Origin of the sequence: Phytohabitans kaempferiae (assembly GCF_042433955.1) — a bacterium.
In the GTDB taxonomy this organism is placed as follows: Bacteria; Actinomycetota; Actinomycetes; order Mycobacteriales; family Micromonosporaceae; genus Phytohabitans; species Phytohabitans kaempferiae.
On record NZ_JBHLUH010000077.1, the window covers coordinates 76386 to 93821 of the forward strand.

Here is a 17436-nt window from a genome sequence, read left to right on the forward strand (position 1 = left end):
GCTCTACTTTTGCTCAAGCAACTATACGCACGACAATATTCCGCGTGTCAAGAGGTGTTACGCTGTACAGGTGTCCGACAACCTCTTTGACGACCCGCGGCTGACCGCAGTCGGGCTGTTCTTCGAGGTGCACACAGGGCTCAACGCCCGGTTCGCCGCGCAGTTCTGTAAGCACGGCCTCTCGCCGGTCGAGTTCGAGGTCCTCATGCGCCTCGCCCGCTCTCCGGGCCACCAGCTCCGGATGACCGATCTGGCTTCCCAGACGTCGCTCTCGACCAGCGGCGTCACTCGCGTCGTCGACCGGATGGAGCGCGACGCCTTCATCACCCGGCGCGCCTGCCCGTCCGACCGCCGCAGCTCATACGCGGTGATCACGCAGAGCGGTCTCACCAAGCTCGAGCAGATCCTGCCGGGGCACCTCGCGCTGATCGATGAGTGGTTCACCGGCAAGCTTCCCGCCGATCAGCTCGCCACCTTCCTCGACTCGCTGCGCACGCTTCGTGACGCGGTCAACCCCGGCGCCACCGCTGGCTCATCGAGCAGCGAGCACGTCGTGGTCGAGGTGTGACGCAGCGAGATACCAATCAGGCGTGACCGGCAGAAAGACCGGCAGAAGTCATTTGCCGAGTCCTGCAACTAGGTCTTAAGCGGACATATACCCCCGAAGAAGTGGCTAGCGTGCAGCGCACGGGAGGGGCACCACGGGGGTGCGGCGCGGGCGGGTCGAGGGGGACCCATGTCGGGGGGCGTCTCCGTTCGCGCCGCCTACCGAAGCGATCAGGGCGTCTCGCAAGCTGTACTCGCGTCGGCTTGCGGGGCGCCCTGATCGCGCGCGTCTGCCCCTTTGATGCGGGGTTTCGCGTCGCATTCCCGGTCCGGCGCTCGGCCATCGCGGCCTGCCGTGCCCGCGCGCCTGGCATGGCTTGCCGCGCGAAAGCGGCCTCGCGCGGCCTTGGCCTGGCGCGCGGCCTCGCGCGGCTCAGCCGCTGATCAGCGCCCGCTCCCTCGGCAGCAGCGTGATGCCGCCTTCCTTGCAGACCGCGGTCAGCCAGTCGACCACCGAACGGCGGGCCTCCGGCTCCTCGGTGCTGGCCGCCAGCCAGACCAGTGCCTCCGCCACGTCGCGCAGGTCGTGTCCGCCGGCGTACGCCTCCGCCGCCGCGGTGAACCACTCGACCGCCGACTCCTTGTCGCCCCGGCCGTACGCCAGGATCGCCTCGATCGAGGCAGCCTCGCCCGACTCCATCCGCCCCAGCGCCAGTCGTTCCGGCGTGGCGGGCTCAGCGGCGGCACCGAGCTGCCGGATCTCCGCCAGTACCGCCCGCGCCTCGTCGACCTGGCCGGCCTGCGCGTGCGCCCGCCCGATCGTGCCGAGTACGCGCCGCTTGTGCCCCGGGTCGCCCAGCTCGGCGAGGGCCGCGATGGCCCGCCGGCCCAGCGCCTCGGCTTCGGCGTACCGGCCGTCGAGGCGGGCCACCTCCGCCAGGTTGGCCCGGGCCAGCGCGCGCAGCCGGTGCTCGCCGCACTGCGACGCCAGCCGGTCGACCGCGGCCAGCCGGCGCCGGGCGGCCCGCAGGTCACCGACCCGGATCTCGTGCCAGGTCAGGTTGTTCTGCGCCACGGCCATGTCCCGGATCCGCCCGGCCCGGCCGGCCAGCGCGAGCACCGCCTCACCGTGGCGGCGCGCCTCGTCGTATCCGCCGGTCGTCATCCACAGTCCACAGAGCAGGCTGCGCGCGGCCAACTCACCGGTCAGGTCGCCGGCGCGCCGAAACTCGGCCAGCGCCGCCTCGGCCGCCGGCAACTCCTCGGCACCACCACCGTGCTCGGCCGCGAGCTGCCCGACTCCGACACCGGCCCAGGCGCGGACGATCGGGTCGGCGTCGGCCGTACGCGGATCGTCCAGCAGCCGCCGCAGCCACTGCCGGCCCGGCAAGTCCCGCCCGCGGAAGCGCCACCACCGGGGCAGCCCGGCCGCGAGGCGCAGCGCGGTGTGCGGGTCGTCGTTGGCCGAGTACGCCAGCGCGGCCCAGAGGTCGCTCGCCACGTCGTCGAGGCGTCCGACCGCGGCCGAGAAGTTGCCGCCGGCCAGGTCAGGCGCGATCCGAGTGGCCAGCGCGGCGAACACCACCGCGTGCCGCCGGCGGATCCGGCCCAGCTCGCCGTTTGCCGCGGCTCGTTCGGTGGCGAAGTCACGCACGACGTCGAGGAGGCGGAATCGGTACGGACCCGAGCCGCGGACGCTCAGCAGCCCGAGCGCGATCAGGCGGTCCAGGAGCGGGACCGGGTCGCCCCCCGCGACCTGCCCGGTCTCGTCGGCGAGGACCGACTCCGCCAGGTCGACCGACCAGCGGTTGCGAAACGCGGACAGGCGCCGCAGGGCCCGCCGCTCGTCCGCCTCCAGCAGGCGGTAGCTCGCCGCGACCGCGTCCCGCAGCGTGACCGTGACGGCTTCCCGAGTGGTGTCGGTCGGCGCTCCTGACGCCACGGCCGGGCCGGCCAGGTCGAGCACGCGGTCGCCGTACCGGTTGAGGATCTCGTTGAGGTCGAGTACGCGCCCGCGGGCCGCCGCCAGCTCCAGGGCGAGCGGCAGGCCACCGAGCTTGCGTACGAGGCCGATGAGCGCGCCCACCTCGTCCGGCTCCAGCGGCTCGCGGCGTACCTGCCGGAGGCGGGCCAGAAACAGGGCCACCGCCGGGTACGCGCTGGCCGTGTCGAGATCCGCCTCGACGCCGGCCGGTGGCACCTCAAGCGGCGCCACCGGCCAGACCCGCTCCCCCGGTACGCCGATCGGATGCCGCCCCGTGGCCAGCACCCGAAGGGTCGGCGCGGCTCCCGCGAGCCAGGTCAACGCCACCGCGACCGCGTCCGGGGCGCGCTCCACCGCGTCGACCACGAGCAGCGCGGACGCGCCCGCCAGCCGGCCGGAGAGGTCGGCGGCGCGACCCACGCCGAAGACCGTGGCGATGGCGGTGAGTACGTCGTCGGGCGTCGAGACGTCCGAAACGAGGATCCCGGCGACCCCGGCGGGATGGGCGGCGGCGACCCGGTGCGCCACCGCCAGGGCGAGGCCGGTCTTGCCGACGCCGGCCAGCCCCACCAGGCTCACCGTCCGGCTCTCCAGCCCGTCGAAGATCGCGGCCAGCTCGGAGATGTCGCGGTCGCGCCCGATCAGCTCGCCCGCCGACGGCAGCTCGACACCGGTGGGACCGGACGCGCTCTCCACCGCCATGCCCCGCGCCGCGCCGAGGAAGTCGGCCCGCTCCCGCCCGGTCAGGTCGAGCGCCTTGGCGAGCAGCTCCATCGTCGTGCGTTGCGGCCGGGACCGCCCGCGCTCGAGGTCACGCACGGTGCGGATGCCGACGCCGGCCCGACCGGCGAGCTCGGCCTGAGTCAGCCCGGCCGCCAGCCGCTTGGCGCGCAGCAGCGCGTCAAAGGCGGTGTTGCCCTGGTCAGGGCCATGATCCCGGGTCATGGCCCCGAAGAGTACGCATCGGTAGCGAGCTTGGGGAGCGATGCGTCGCCTCGCCGACCGGTGGAGCTTCGGATACCCGACAGAACAGCACTCGGCGACCCGAACGTCCTAATCGGTAGTGATCGTGCGCCTACAGGCCGAGATCACGCGCAATGATCATCCGCTGCACCTCGGAGGTGCCCTCGCCGATCTCCAGGATCTTGGAGTCGCGCCAGAAGCGGGCGACCGGGAACTCGTTCATGAAGCCGTAGCCGCCGTGGATCTGGGTCGCCTCACGGGCGTTGGTCACCGCGACCTCGCTGGCGTGCAGCTTGGCGATGGCGGCCTGGCGCTTGAAGTCTTGACCGGCCAGCATGCGAGCGGCCGCGTCGTAATACGCCAGCCGGGCCGTGTGCGTACGCGTCTCCATGTCGGCGATCTTGAACTGGATCGCCTGGAACGCGCTGATCGGCTGCCCGAACGCGTGGCGCTCCTTGGCGTACTTGACCGACTCGTCGACGCAGCCCTGGGACAGCCCCACCGCCAGCGCGGCGATCGCGATCCGCCCCTCGTCGAGGATCCGGAGGAACTGGGCGAAGCCCCGCCCTCGCTCGCCGAGCAGGTTGGCCGCCGGCACTCGGCAGTCGCTGAACGTCAGCTCGTGCGTGTCCGAGGCGCACCAGCCCACCTTGGAGTACCCCGGCTGCACGGTGAAGCCCGGCGTGCCGGACGGCACGATGATCGTCGACAGCTCCTTCGAGCCGTCGGGGTTGGTGCCGGTGACCGCGGTGACCGTGACCAGCGCGGTGATGTCGGTGCCCGAGTTGGTGATGAACGCCTTCGACCCGTTGATCACCCACTCGTCGCCGTCGAGCACCGCGCGGGTCTGCGTACCGCCGGCGTCCGAGCCGAAGCCCGGCTCGGTCAGCCCGAAGGCGGCGATGGCCGCGCCACTCACGAGCTTCGGCAGCCACTCGGCCTTTTGCTCCTCGGTGCCGAAGCGGTAGATCGGCATCGCGCCGAGCGAGACCGCCGCCTCCAACGTGATGGCGACCGAGGAGTCGATCCGGGCCAGCTCCTCCAGCACCAGGCAGAGCGCGAAGTAGTCGCCGCCCATCCCGCCGTGCTCCTCGGGGAAGGGCAGGCCGAACAGTCCCATGCGGCCCATCTGGCGCACGATGTCGTACGGGAACGCGTGCTGCTCGTAGAACTTGCCGATCACCGGCGCGACCACCTCGCGCGCGAACTCCCGCACGCTCGCCTTCAGCGCCTCGTGCTCCTGCGTGAGCATGCTCGACTCCTTTGGTTAGACGGGCGTCACGCCGTGGCGGCGCTTGGCGAAGTGCCGCTCCTTGCCCCGCGCCGCGGCGAACCGGCGGACCAGCTCGTCGCGCAGCTCGTGCGGCTCGACGACGGCGTCGACCACGAGTTCGCTGGCGAGGCGGGCGATGTCGATGTCGCGCTCGTACTCGGCGCGCTTGGCGGTCACGAACGCGGCCCGCTCCTCCGGGTCGGCGATCGCCGCGATCTTGTTGGCATAGACCGCGTTGACCGCCGCCTCCGCCCCCATCACCGCGATCTTCGCCGTGGGCAGCGCGATCGTCGCGTCGGGCTCGAAGCCGGGGCCGGCCATCGCGTACAGCCCGGCGCCGTACGCCTTGCGCACCACCACACAGATCTTGGGTACGGTCGCCTCCGCCACCGCCGTGATCATCTTCGCGCCGTGCCGGATGATGCCCTCCTTCTCCACCGCCGTGCCGACCATGAACCCGGGCACGTCGGAGAGGAAGAGCAGTGGCACGTTGAACGCGTCGCAGAGCTGGATGAAGCGGCTCGCCTTGTCGGCCGAGTCGACGAAGAGCACGCCGCCCTTGAACATCGAGTTGTTGGCCACGACGCCGACCACCTCGCCGGCCAGCCGGCCGAAGCCGACCGTGAGCTCCCGTGCCCACAGCGCCTGGATCTCGAAGAAGCTGCCCTCGTCGAGCAGGCCGCGCGTGTATCGCCGCATGTCGAACGCCTGCCGCTCGCTCTCCGGCACCAGCGCGGCGAGGTCTACGTTGGACGGTGGCGCGACGGGCGCGATGGCGGGCGGCGTGCCGGTCCAGTTGTCCGGCAGGTACGAGAGGTAGCGCTTGACGGTCTCCAGCGCCTCGACCTCCGTCTTGCAGAGGAAGTGGCCGACGCCGGACTCGCGCGTGTGCACGGTCGCCCCGCCCATCTCCTCCAGCGTGGTCTTCTCGCCGGTGACCATCTCGACCATGCGATCGGAGCCGAGGTACATGCTCGCGTTGCCCTCGACCATCGCCACGACGTCGCAGAAGGCCGGGATGTACGCCCCGCCGGCGGCGGACGGGCCGAAGAGCGCGCACGCCTGCGGGATCGAGCCGGAGGCGCGCACCTGGTTCCAGAAGATCTTGCCGGCGCCGCGGCGGCCCGGGAAGAGGTCGACCTGGTCGGTGATCCGCGCGCCGGCCGAGTCGACCAGATAGATCATCGGTACGCCCGTGGTGTAAGCCCGCTCGATGATCCGGATGATCTTCTCGACCGTACGGGCGCCCCACGAGCCCGCCTTGACCGTGGAGTCGTTGGCCATCAGGCAGACCGGCCGACCGTCCACGGTGGCCTGTCCGGTGACGACACCGTCGGCGGGGAGGCCGTCGGCGAGCGCGTTCGCGTACAGCCCGTCTTCGACGAACGAGCCCTCGTCGACCAGCAACGCGACCCGCTCACGGGCGAAGAGCTTGCCCTTCGCGGTGTTGGCCGCGTGGTACTTCTCGGCGCCGCCCGCGAGGGCACGCTTGCGCAGCCGTTCGAGCGCCTCACCGTCGAGCGTCACGCCATCCCCTTCCCCTGAACGATCGTTAGGGTACCATCTCGCACCGCTCGGAGAGGCCAGCGTACGCACGAAAGCAGGGCCCCCGCTGGATGCGGAGGCCCTGCTTTTGCGGTACTTCAGTGGATCAGTTGATCCCCGTGGTTCAGGCGGGGACCTGGCTCAGCAGACCCATCGGGTCCACGCCCGCGACGTTGACCTTGCTGGTCTTGACGCCGCTGCCCAGGTCGCCGGCGACCGGCAGCGAGGAAGCGTCACCCGCGGTGGGCAGGCCACCGGTCAGCGTGTTGGTGAGGCCACCGACCAGGGGCAGCGACTCCTTCTTGCTCTTCTTGCTGTAGCCGCCGTTGCCCGACTTGTGGTCGACGTCCTGCGCGGCACCGGTCACGCAGGCACCGCTGACGCCCACGCCGACGCCGAGCACGCCAACGCCGTTGCCGCAGACGTTGATCGGAACCTGGACCGGCACGTAGGCCTGGTTGCCGTTCAGGATCCCGTCGTTGTCACCCGACACCTGAGCGGTGTCCTCGGTGCGCTTCGACTCCTTGATGTCCGCGTCGTGCACGGCCCCGTTGAAGCAGGCACCGCTGATGCCCGCGCCGACGCCGAGCACGCCAACGCCGTTGCCGCAGACGTTGATCGGAACCTGGATCGGCACGTAGATCTGGTTGCCGTTCAGGATCCCGTCGTTGTCGCTGCTCATCTGGAGCGTGTCCTCGGTGCGGGACGACTCCTTGTGGTCCACGTCCTGCGCCGCACCGTTGATGCAGGCACCGCTGATGCCCGCGCCGACGCCGAGCACGCCAACGCCGTTGCCGCAGACGTTGATCGGAACCTGGACCGGCACGTAGATCTGGTTGCCGTTCAGGATCCCGTCGTTGTCACCCGACACCTGAGCGGTGTCCTCGGTGCGCTTCGACTCCTTGTGGTCCACGTCCTGGGCGGCGCCGTTGGAGCAGATGCCGTTCAGGCCCACGCCGACGCCGATCGCGGCGCCCACGCCGTTGCCGCAGACGTTCACCGGCACCTGGACCGGCACGTACGCCTGGTTGCCGTTGGCGATGCCGTCGTTGCCCCAGCTGAACTGCACGGTGTCCTCGGTGCGCGAGGACTCCTTCTTGCGGGACGACTTGCTCCAGTGGTCCACGTCCTGCGCGGCACCGTTGACGCAGGCCCCGTTGAGCCCGACGCCCACGCCGATCGCGGCGCCCACGCCGTTGCCACACAGGTTCACGGGGATCTGGATCGGCGCGTAGGCCTGGTTGCCGTTCGCGATGCCGTTGTTGTCGATCGACACCTGCGCGGTGTCGGCCTGGACCGCCGACGGGGCGAAGAGGAGAGCACCCGCGGCCAGAACGCCGACGCTGAGCGTCTTACGAACCCAAGTCTTCATGATGAAGAATTGCCCTTCGATAATTGTCAGAAAAATGGCACTGCTATTCGGTTGTCAGGTGTTGCTATTTGCTGCGAGCGACCGTACGTACACGCTCGCTTTCCGCTTTTCGGGCGCGATGGAGCCACGGCTGTTCGAACCCTGATCCCACCTGTCGACTTGCGCCCAATTCGGTGATCGCTGTACGGGAGATCCGCCGCTGGAGAAAGCGGTTGCGGGATTCTTCCGTCGTCGCCGCCTATCCGCCACCGGTGAAGACGTACCGGTGAAACCGGATGGGGCCTGGTGGTTCCTGCCCGGTCGGCACGCGACCGGCACAGTCCACCGTTCTAGTCAGGTGAGACGGTCGGGGCCTCGGCCATGTGCCGCAGGACCGCGACGTCGGTCGTGACCGGCAGTCGGTGGAACGCCACCGTGCTCTCCACGACCGAGGAGGGAACGATGGCGAACGCGCCACCCTCCGCGTGGGAACCCGGCCCACCGGCCGGGATCCCGGCACCAGCCCCGAGGTACGCCCGAAGGGGCGCGGGGTAGTGCCGATCGGGCAGGTTTCCGCTGCCCTGGCGCTCGTCCGGCGATCCGGCCGAGCGCAGGTCCGTGCCGGCATAGCGCCGGTCGCCGGAGAACGGACTGGTGCTCACCTCGGTGAAGTCCACCGTCCGCGCGCCGGGCACGGCAACCGGACCACTCCTGGTCGGCTCCGCCCCGGCACCGGGAGCCGGTGTGGCCCCCGGGATCAGGTCATACGCCCGCTGACCCGCCACGTCGTCCCCGAGGGCCACACGCGTGACCGAGCCCAGCGTCGAGGTGACCGGCTGCGCCGCGGTGAGCAGCGCGCCGGTGACCGGACGCAGGACCTGGTCCAGCGGGGCGACCACCGGGTCAACCGCACGGGACAGTGGTGTGAGCAGGCCCGTCGCCCCGCCAAGCGCACCGGAGAGACCCAGTGGCTCGGTCAGGCCGCGGACCACGCCGAGCAGGGCTCCGTCACCGGAACCCGCCCGGTCCCGCGCGCCGTGCGGCTGCGCGACGGATGCCTGGGCATCCACCGGTTCGCCGGCCGCCACGCGGGCGGTGCCGTCCCGGTCGCCACCCGGCCGAGTGGCCGGCTGCGAGGTGACCGGGGTCGAGGACGCGATCGTGGCGCTCGGCAGCACGACCGTGCTGGCCTTGTCCACGGGTACGAGATCGGTCGCGACCAACGCGGTGTCCAGCGTCTCCGCCAGCGGCGTGAGCAAAGTGGACGAACCGGAGCCGCCGACCAGCGAGACCACCGACAGGTCGGTGGGCGCGTCCTCGGCGGGCAGGGCGCCCTCCGCGGCGTGGGCCGAGGCGGCGGAAAGGAGCCAGGCCGCTCCCGCCAGACCACCGACGGCCAGCACACGCAGGCCAAGGCGGGCATGCGCCGGTCGCGACGCCGCGCGCTGTGTGCGCTCGACTCCGGACCGCGTCATGTCCCGCCTTTCCCCTGCCGCTACTCGTTCGTGGCGGCGATCCGATCTATTCGGACCGGTTTGACCGCCGCTCGTAATTGGTAACGATACGGGCGCGCTCGGGTCACGCCACGCATTTGGGAAAAGTGTGTTTCTTTAACGCATCCGGGCGACGATGCCCGTGTCGTAGTCGCCGGAAATGAACTCGTCGTTCTCCAGGATCTCGGCGAAGAACGGCAGGTTGCACTTGGGACCGGCGATCTCGAAACCGGCCACGGCCGCGCGGGCCCGCTCGATGGCGGTCGCCCGGTCGTCGCCGTAGACGATCAGCTTGGCCATCAGCGAGTCGTAGTTGGGCGTGACCGTCGTGCCCTCGGCGTATCCGGCGTCGACCCGCACGCCCTCGCCGGAAGGCTCACGCCACGTGGTGATCGCGCCTGGACCGGGAAGGAAGCGCTTGGGATCTTCGGCGTTGACCCGCAGCTCGATCGCGTGCCCGCGCGGCGCCAGCCCGTAGGGGTCGAACGTCGGCGGCAGGCCGGCGGCCACGCGCAGCTGCTCCTCGACCAGGTCGAGGCCGTAGACCAGCTCGGTGACCGGATGCTCGACCTGGAGCCGCGTATTCATCTCCAGGAAGAAGAAGTCACCGCTGTCCGGGTCGAAGAGGCACTCGACGGTGCCGGCGTTGCGGTAGCCGACCGCCTCGCCGGCCCGGACGGCCGCGGCGAGCAGCCGCTCACGCAGCTCGGGCGAGACCGCCGGGGAGGGCGACTCCTCCAGCAGCTTTTGGTTGCGGCGCTGCACGGAGCACTCGCGCTCGCCCAGCGCCACGACCCGGCCGTCGGCCAGCCCGAGGATCTGCACCTCGATGTGGCGCACGCGGGGAAAGTAGCGCTCGATCAGCACCGAGCCGTCGCCGAACATCCGCTCGGCGAAGCCGCGCACCTTGTCGTACTCGGTGCGCAGGGCCGCCTCGTCGGTCGCGACGCCCATGCCCATGCCGCCACCGCCGGCGGCGGCCTTGACCATCACGGGGTAGCCGATCGCGGTGGCCGCCTCGACTGCGGCCTCGACCGTGGCGGCCGGGTCGGTGGTGCCGGCCGCGACCGGCACACCGGCCGCGGCCATCAGGTTACGAGCATTGATCTTGTCGCCCATCGCGCTGATCGCGTCGGCGCCGGGCCCGACCCAGATCAGGCCGTTGGCCTCGACGGTACGGGCGAAGCCGGCGTTTTCCGACAGGAAGCCGTAGCCGGGGTGCACCGCCCGCGCCCCGGTCGACTTGGCCGCGGCCAGGACCGCCTCGGTGTTGCGGTAGCTCAGCGCGGGGTTGGCCGGCCCGATGTTGACGGCCTCGTCCGCCTCGGCCACGAACGGCAGCCCGGCGTCGGCCTCGGAGTGCACGGCGATGGCGCGCACTCCGAGACGCTTGGCGGTGCGGATGACCCGACGCGCGATCTCGCCGCGATTGGCGACGAGAAGCGATTCGATCATCAACGCCCGATCAGCGCGGCGAGCGTCGCCTCGCGCAGGAGCGCGGCGCGGCGCTGGCGCTCGACCTCGCCACCGAGGAACGGCGTCGAGTTCATGAGGCCGAACGCGGCGTGCGCGAGCACGCGGGTCTCGCCGGCGGCCAGCTCGGGGCGGAGCTGGGTCAGCACGTTGACCCACTCCTCGACATACAGCCGCTGGAGGCGGCGGATCTGCCGCCTCGGCTCCTCCGGCAGCCGGTCGAGCTCGTGCAGGTGCAGCGCGATCACGGCCGGATTGGCGAGCGCGAACTCCACGTGGAAGTCGATCAGGGACTCGAGCGCGGCCCGGGCGTCGTCGGTGTGGCTGCCTACGCGGTCGCGACCGCCCTCCAGCAGGCCCTCGCTGACCGGGATCAGCGCCGCGACGAGCATCGCCTCCTTGCCGGCGAAGTGATGGTAGAGCGCCGGCCCGGTGACCCCCGCGGCCGAACCGATGTCATCCATCGACACGCCGTGGTAGCCGCGGGCCGCGAAGAGCCCGACCGCGATCTCGATTATCTCGTCGCGCCGGGTCCGCCTACGAGCCGGCACCGACGACGTCTGCTGCTCCACCGTCACGGGGTCAGCGTAACCAACTGTCAACACACGCATATCATGCGATCGGCGCCCTCTCCCCACCAGCGTCGCGACAGAAATCCCGCCAGCGTGGCGCCGGCCGCGTTCACCAGCACATCGTCCACTGAGGACACTCGACCGAGGTCGAACGCGTACTGGGCCAGCTCAACCAGGGTCGAACCGACCGCCCCGGCGACGAAGAGCCGCCCCGGGCCGGCGAGCGCGGGCCACCGGATCGGGGCGAAGAACCCAAGCGCGGCGAAGACGGCAAGATTGCCCCCTATCTGCACCACAGCCGTGCCCGGATCGCTCAGCTGCGCCAGAAGGTCACGGAACGGAGTCAGATGTACGCGCCGCGGAGCCTCTCTGGGCGTCAAGATCATCCAAATCCAGGGCAGAGTGCCGGCCACCGCGCCCACCTCCGCGACGCTTCGCCACCAGGCGATCCGGACCGGCATCCCACGGCGGCGGCGCAGGGCCGCGAGGACGACTGCGGTGGCCGCCATGACCGGGAGCGCCAGCACCGACGCGAGGATCACGCCGCCCCACTCGCTCCACACTCCCGCCACGTGCCGGCACGGTACCGGCCCGGAACCACCGCGCGCCGCCGTGCCTCTACCCGGCATGACGACGAGGCGCACGTTCCTCCACCTGGCCGGCGTGACCGCTGCCGCCACCGCGCTCGGTGCCTGCGACTCACCCCGGCGGGCCGAGCCGAAGCCCGCCCCCGGAGACCTGCTGATCGTGGAGACCGACGCGGGGATCTCGGTCGTGGACGCGGCGAGCGGGCAGGTCACCGTACCGGCGGCGCCCTCGGTACTCACCGGCGACCGCACTCAGCTCGCCCGCGCCGAGTGGACCGGCAAGGGCACCAGGCTCGCCACGTACCGGCTGCCCGGCGGCCAGGTGGTCACGGGCGGGATGGTGCACGACAAGCTGGAGGCGCGCGTGGTCTCCAACGACGGGCGGCTGGTCGCGCTCGCCTCGCCGGCCGGCCCGCGCAGCCGTACCACGATCGCGGTGGCCGACGGCAGTGGCGAGCGGTCCCGGGTCGACCTCCCCGGCAACCTGGAGCCGGAGGCGTTCGACGTCTCCGGGCAGTACCTCTTCGTCCTCGACTACCTGCCGCCCACCGCGCCGGACCGCTACCGCGTACGCTCGCTCGACCTGCGTACCGGCAAGCTCGAGCCGCTGCTCAACCGCTCCAAGGCGGTGTTGCCGCCCGGTGCCGAGGAGGAGATGCGCGGGCAGGGGCGGCAGGCCGTGTACGACCCCCAGCGGCAGCAGCTCTTCACCCTGTACACGCACCAGCCCGACCACCTGCACAGCCGCGAACTGCTGGCCGGCGCCCGGGACGCCGCGCCGCACGTGCACGCGTTCATCCACACGCTGCACCTGACCGAGCGGTGGGCGTACTGCATCGACCTGCCGGAGCCGTTCGGCATGCGGGCCGCCGAGCGGCACGCGATCGCGCTCAGCGCCGACGGCTCGCGGCTGTGCGTGGTGGACGCGGTCATCGGCAACGTCGCCGTGATCGACCCGACCGGGCTCAACGTGGTGAGCACCGTACCGACCAACGCACCGGCCGGCGATGGCCCGACGACCGCCGCGCTGACCGCCGACGGCGTACGGCTGGTGATCGGCGGTGGCGACAAGGTGCTGGTGATGCGGTTCGGCGGCTCGCCGGTGCGCTGGTCGACCAGTGCGCAGGTGCGCGGGCTCGCGCTGCTCGACGGCACCGAGAAGGTGTACGTCGGCCAGGACGGCGCGGTCACCGCACACGACCTGGGCACGGGCGAGCTGCTTTCCCGTACCGAGGTGCCAGGTCTGGTCGCGGTGCGGCACGCGGTCGCCCGCTGAGCCGCCCCGCTGGCTACACGAGTGTGCGCGCCGCCGTGAGGGCCGCCTCCACGTCGGCCTCGCGGTTGACGATCGTGGTGCCGAAGCGCACCAGCGAGGGGCGGTAGGGCGTCGCGCTCGCCACCACCTTGAGCCCGCGCAGCCGGGCCACCGCCTCGTCGACGCTGACATCGGGCACCTGGCAGCAGACCAGGCCGGCGGAGAGTTCGGGGCTCTTCGGCGTGGCCAGCGTGATGCCGCCGATGCCGGCCAGCCCTTCCTTGAGCGCGGTCGCCAGCTCGCGCGTACGCCCCGCGACCCGCTCCCGCCCGATCGCCTGGTGAAAGTCGAACGCCTCGGCGAGTGCCCACCGGTGCTCGAAGCTGTGGTAGCCGCCCGGGGTCGCGGCCGGGCCGGGCGGCGGCGCACCGCCGGCGAAACCGAGCCACGCGCCGATGCTCCGCCCGTCGAACGTCGGGATCACCGGCGTGAACCGGGCCCAGCCTTCGGCCGAGCCCCACACCAGCCCGGTGCCGCGCGGGCCGAGCAGCCACTTGTGGCAGCCCGAGACGAGGAAGTCGCAGCCGAGGTCGGCCGGGCCGGCGTCCTCCGCGCCGAAGCCGTGCACCGCGTCGACGCAGAGCGGCACGTCGCGGTCGCGGAGCGCGTCGGCCATCGCCCGGATCGGCAGCTTGACGCCGGTGCTGGAGTGGACCCACGTCACCGCCACCACCCTGGTGCGGCCGGTGACCGCGCGGGTCAGGTTGCCCACGATCTCGTCGGTGCTGGCGGTCGCCGGGTCGGCGTAGAGGCGCGCCCGGCGCACCGTGATGCCGTCGCGCTCGGCCCGCAGCCGCAGCGACTCGTGCGTGGCGTAGAAGTCGTGCTCGGTGGTCAGCACCTCGTCGCCACGCCCCAGCCGGAGGCCGCTGTAGAGCAGCCCGAGCCCCATCGTGGTGGAGTCGGTGAAGGCGATCTCGTCAGGCCGCGCGCCCAGGTAGCCGGCGGCGGCGGTCGCGACCCGCTCGTCCAGCCGCGCCTCGTTTTCGTGGAGGTAGCCGATCGGGTCGGCGTCGAGCCCCGCCCGGTGCCGCTCGATCGCGGCCCGGACTTGTGCCGGATGCGGCGCGAACACGAAGGTGGACAGGTGCGCCACATCGGCACCGATCGTGAACTGGGCACGTACGCTGGCCCAGTCCGTGGGGATCAGAGGTGGCGCGCCCGCTGGCGCGGGCGCCGCCGCCGGCTCGTCTTCGCAGGCCGCCGCCGCGCCGGCAAGTCCCGCTGCCGCCGCCACCCCGAGCAGGCTTCGCCGTCTCATCCGGACAGCGTGCGCTTCCGAGGTCACGTTCCGGACGCGGCCTCGGGCTCGACCGGAGCGAGGGTCGGACGCTTCGCGCTGATGAGGTCGCCCGACGACCGTCCGGTGATGCGGCGCTTGACCCACGGCGCCAGGTAGCGCCCGGCCCAGCGCAGGTCGGCCGCGCGGGCGGCGAGCCACGGGCTGGGCTCCGGGCGCGGCGGCACCAGCAGCCACTCCTCGTCGCAGCCGACGCCAAGCACGTTCAGTACGTGCGCCGCGACCCGCCGGTGGCCGATCGCGGAGAGGTGCAGGCGATCGACACTCCACAGGAGAGGGTTGCGAAACTCCTCGTCCGCGTTGAGGTCGACCAGCTTGGCGCCGCGCCGCTCGGCGGTGTCGGACACCGCCTGGTTGAGCATCGCCACGCGCGTCGCGATCATCCGCTGCCCGGGCAGCTTGGCGAGCCCCGAACCGGCGAAGCGGAAGACCAGAACGTCGGCGCCGCTGTCGCGCAGCTCGCCCACGACGCGGTCGAAGCGCTCGATCAGCACCGCCGGCTCGAAGTTTCGGCGCAGCGCGTCGTTGCCGCCCGCCGCGAAGCTGATCAGCTCGGGGCGCATCGCCAGCGCCACCGGCACCTGCTCGGACACCACGCCGGGGAAGAGCCGCCCCCGGATCGCCAGGTTCGCATACCGGAAGTCCGGTCCGACCTCGGCCGCCAGCCGGGTCGCCACAAGGTCTGCCCATCCCCGGTAGACACCACCAACGGGGTATGGATCGTCCATCCCCTCGGTGAAGCTGTCCCCGACCGCCACGAAACTGCGCCAACTCACGATGGTCAGTCTCCCACCATCCCGCTCCGGCGTAATCCCGCTGTCCGCCCGCAGCGCCGGCGCCTACGCTGCGCACATGTTGCTGCGGATGTCCACGCTCTTCCTGCGTACCTTGCGCGAGGATCCCGCCGAGGCCGAGGTGGCCAGCCACCGGCTGCTACTGCGGGCCGGCATGATCCGGCGGGCCGCGCCGGGCGGGTTCACCTGGCTGCCACTGGGCAAGCTGGTGCTCGACCGGGTGACCCAGGTCGTACGCGAGGAGATGGCGGCGATCGGCGGCCAGGAGGTCCTCTTCCCCGCGCTGCTGCCCCGCGAGCCGTACGAGGCGAGCGGCCGCTGGACCGAGTACGGGCCTGACATCTTCACGCTCAAGGACCGGCGCGGCGCTGACCACCTGCTCGCGCCCACGCACGAGGAGATGTTCGCGCTGCTGGTGCGCGACCTGCTCACCTCGTACAAGGACTTCCCGGTGATCCTCTACCAGGTGCAGAGCAAGTTCCGCGACGAGGCGCGCCCCCGGGCCGGGCTGCTGCGCGGGCGGGAGTTCCTGATGAAGGACGCGTACTCCTTCGACCTGGACGACGCGGGCCTCGCCGCCGCGTACGCCAGGCACCGCGAGGCGTACCAGCGGATCTTCGACCGGCTGGGGCTGGACTACACGATCGTCTCCGCCATGTCGGGGGCGATGGGCGGGTCGGCGTCCGAGGAGTTCCTGGCCGCGGCGGCGGTCGGCGAGGACACGTTCGTGGGCTGCGCGCACTGCGACTACGCCGCCAACACCGAGGCGGTCAGCACGTCCGCGCCGCCCGCCGGTGACCTGGCCGCGCACCTCGCGCTGGAGGTGCACGACACACCGGACACGCCGACCATCGACACGCTGGTCGATCTCGCCAACGCTCGCCGGCTCGGTGGCCGCGACGACTGGACCGCCGCCGACACGCTCAAGAACGTCGTGCTCACCGTCACCCCGCCCGGCGCCGAGCCGTACCTCCTGGCCATCGGTGTGCCCGGCGACCGCGAGGTGGACCTCAGGCGCGTGGAGGCGGCGCTGCATCCGGCGGGCGTGGCCATGTTCGACGCCTGGGCGGAGCGTCCGGACCTGGTCCGCGGCTACATCGGCCCGCAGAAGCTCGACCTGCGCTACCTCGTCGACCCGCGCATCGTCTCCGGCACCGCCTGGCTGACCGGCGCCAACGAGCCGGGCCGCCACGCGATCAACGTGGTGTGCGGTCGCGACTTCACGCCCGACGGGACAATCGAAGCGGCCGAGGTACGCGCCGGCGACCCCTGCCCCGCCTGCGGCACCGGCACGCTCACCATCCGCCGGGGCATCGAGATCGGGCACATCTTCCAGCTCGGGCGGCGGTTCACCGACGCGTTCCGGGTCGACGCGCTCGGGCCGGACGGCAAGCCGGCGCGGCCCACGATGGGCTCGTACGGCATCGGCATCTCCCGCGCGGTCGCGGCCATCGCCGAGCAGCACTACGACGAGCGCGGGCTGGTGTGGCCGCGCGAGGTGGCCCCCTGCGACGTACACGTGATCGCCGCCGGAAAGGACCTCGGGCCCGCGGCGGTCGAGCTCGGCGGTCGCCTCGCCGCCCGCGGGCTGCGTGTGCTGGTCGACGACCGGGCCCAGGTGTCCGCCGGGGTGAAGTTCACCGACGCCGAGCTGATCGGCATCCCCGAGGCCGTCGTGGTCGGCCGCCGTTTCGCCGAGGGGTACGTGGAACGGCGTGACCGCGCGACGGGCGAGCGCTCGGAGGTCCCGCTCGACCAGGTGTAGTCGCCGCGTGTGGGGGTACCGAAACCAACGGACCCTCTTCACGCCGGAGGACATCATGCGCACCATTGCCGACGTCATGACCAAGCAGGTCATTTACCTGCCCGCCGAGACCACTGTGGACGAGGCCGCGCAGGCCATGCGCAAGGCCGACATCGGCGACGTCGTCGTGACCGATGGCCCGGCGCTGGCCGGCATCGTCACCGACCGCGACATCGTGGTGCGGGCCGTGGCCGAGCGCGTGGACCCCAGGCGGATGACCGTGGGCTCGATCGCCAGCAACCGCCTGGTGATGATCCAGGAGGACGCCAGCCCGCAGGAGGCGGTACGCCTGATGCGCCGGCGCGCCGTACGCCGGCTGCTCGTCTGCGACACCGACCGGCAGCTCGTGGGCATCCTCTCGCTCAGCGACCTGGCGATGCACCTGGACCCGTCTTCGGTGCTCAGCGACATCAGCGAAGCCTCGCCCAATACTTGA

At 71.7% G+C, this 17436-nt stretch carries 14 protein-coding genes; 4 read left to right on the top strand and 10 right to left on the bottom strand.

Annotation, left to right across the window (positions count from 1 at the left end):
* The first annotated feature begins 70 nt into the window (after positions 1–70).
* On the top strand, positions 71–568 hold the full coding sequence (locus ACFFIA_RS35120; protein WP_377259740.1) for a MarR family winged helix-turn-helix transcriptional regulator: 498 nt from the start codon (positions 71–73) through the stop codon (positions 566–568).
* A 411-nt stretch (positions 569–979) separates the two neighbouring features.
* On the opposite strand, the gene ACFFIA_RS35125 is transcribed toward ACFFIA_RS35120, so the two are convergent.
* The 8 genes from ACFFIA_RS35125 to ACFFIA_RS35160 form a co-directional block, all read right to left on the bottom strand.
* Complete coding sequence (locus tag ACFFIA_RS35125; RefSeq protein WP_377259743.1) at positions 980–3475, bottom strand: ATP-binding protein; 2496 nt, start codon at positions 3473–3475, stop codon at positions 980–982.
* Between the two features lie 130 nt (positions 3476–3605).
* Complete coding sequence (locus ACFFIA_RS35130) at positions 3606–4745, bottom strand: acyl-CoA dehydrogenase family protein (RefSeq protein WP_377259746.1); 1140 nt, start codon at positions 4743–4745, stop codon at positions 3606–3608.
* 15 nt (positions 4746–4760) lie between these two features.
* Positions 4761–6293, bottom strand: a complete 1533-nt coding sequence (locus tag ACFFIA_RS35135) for an acyl-CoA carboxylase subunit beta (RefSeq protein ID WP_377259749.1) — start codon at positions 6291–6293, stop codon at positions 4761–4763.
* 142 nt (positions 6294–6435) lie between these two features.
* The gene (locus tag ACFFIA_RS35140) at positions 6436–7683 is read right to left on the bottom strand and encodes a chaplin family protein (protein WP_377259752.1); all 1248 of its coding nucleotides are present in this window, start codon (positions 7681–7683) and stop codon (positions 6436–6438) included.
* Between the two features lie 329 nt (positions 7684–8012).
* Entirely contained in the window at positions 8013–9137 is a 1125-nt protein-coding gene (locus tag ACFFIA_RS35145) for a hypothetical protein (RefSeq protein ID WP_377259755.1), read from the bottom strand.
* A 135-nt stretch (positions 9138–9272) separates the two neighbouring features.
* Complete coding sequence (locus ACFFIA_RS35150) at positions 9273–10610, bottom strand: acetyl-CoA carboxylase biotin carboxylase subunit (RefSeq protein ID WP_377259758.1); 1338 nt, start codon at positions 10608–10610, stop codon at positions 9273–9275.
* Positions 10610–11206, bottom strand: a complete 597-nt coding sequence (locus tag ACFFIA_RS35155) for a TetR/AcrR family transcriptional regulator (protein WP_377259761.1) — start codon at positions 11204–11206, stop codon at positions 10610–10612. Before ACFFIA_RS35155 ends, ACFFIA_RS35150 begins: the two co-directional genes overlap by 1 nt.
* Positions 11207–11226: 20 nt before the next feature.
* On the bottom strand, positions 11227–11742 hold the full coding sequence (locus tag ACFFIA_RS35160) for a VanZ family protein (protein ID WP_377259764.1): 516 nt from the start codon (positions 11740–11742) through the stop codon (positions 11227–11229).
* An 85-nt stretch (positions 11743–11827) separates the two neighbouring features.
* Here ACFFIA_RS35160 and ACFFIA_RS35165 point away from each other — a divergent pair, with 85 nt between their 5' ends.
* Positions 11828–13063 (top strand): YncE family protein, encoded by a 1236-nt coding sequence (locus ACFFIA_RS35165; protein ID WP_377259767.1) that lies wholly within the window; start codon positions 11828–11830, stop codon positions 13061–13063.
* A 13-nt stretch (positions 13064–13076) separates the two neighbouring features.
* On the opposite strand, the gene ACFFIA_RS35170 is transcribed toward ACFFIA_RS35165, so the two are convergent.
* Both ACFFIA_RS35170 and ACFFIA_RS35175 read right to left on the bottom strand, forming a co-directional pair.
* Positions 13077–14363 carry an aminotransferase class V-fold PLP-dependent enzyme gene (locus tag ACFFIA_RS35170; protein ID WP_377259770.1) on the bottom strand — a complete coding sequence of 429 codons (1287 nt, stop codon included), beginning with the start codon at positions 14361–14363 and terminating at the stop codon, positions 13077–13079.
* Positions 14364–14386: 23 nt separating this feature from the next.
* The gene (locus ACFFIA_RS35175; RefSeq protein ID WP_377259773.1) at positions 14387–15178 is read right to left on the bottom strand and encodes an SGNH/GDSL hydrolase family protein; all 792 of its coding nucleotides are present in this window, start codon (positions 15176–15178) and stop codon (positions 14387–14389) included.
* Positions 15179–15254: 76 nt separating this feature from the next.
* Here ACFFIA_RS35175 and ACFFIA_RS35180 point away from each other — a divergent pair, with 76 nt between their 5' ends.
* Both ACFFIA_RS35180 and ACFFIA_RS35185 read left to right on the top strand, forming a co-directional pair.
* Positions 15255–16961 carry a proline--tRNA ligase gene (locus tag ACFFIA_RS35180; RefSeq protein WP_377259776.1) on the top strand — a complete coding sequence of 569 codons (1707 nt, stop codon included), beginning with the start codon at positions 15255–15257 and terminating at the stop codon, positions 16959–16961.
* A gap of 55 nt (positions 16962–17016) precedes the next feature.
* A complete protein-coding gene (locus tag ACFFIA_RS35185; protein WP_377259779.1) occupies positions 17017–17436 on the top strand; it encodes a CBS domain-containing protein in 420 nt (139 codons plus the stop codon).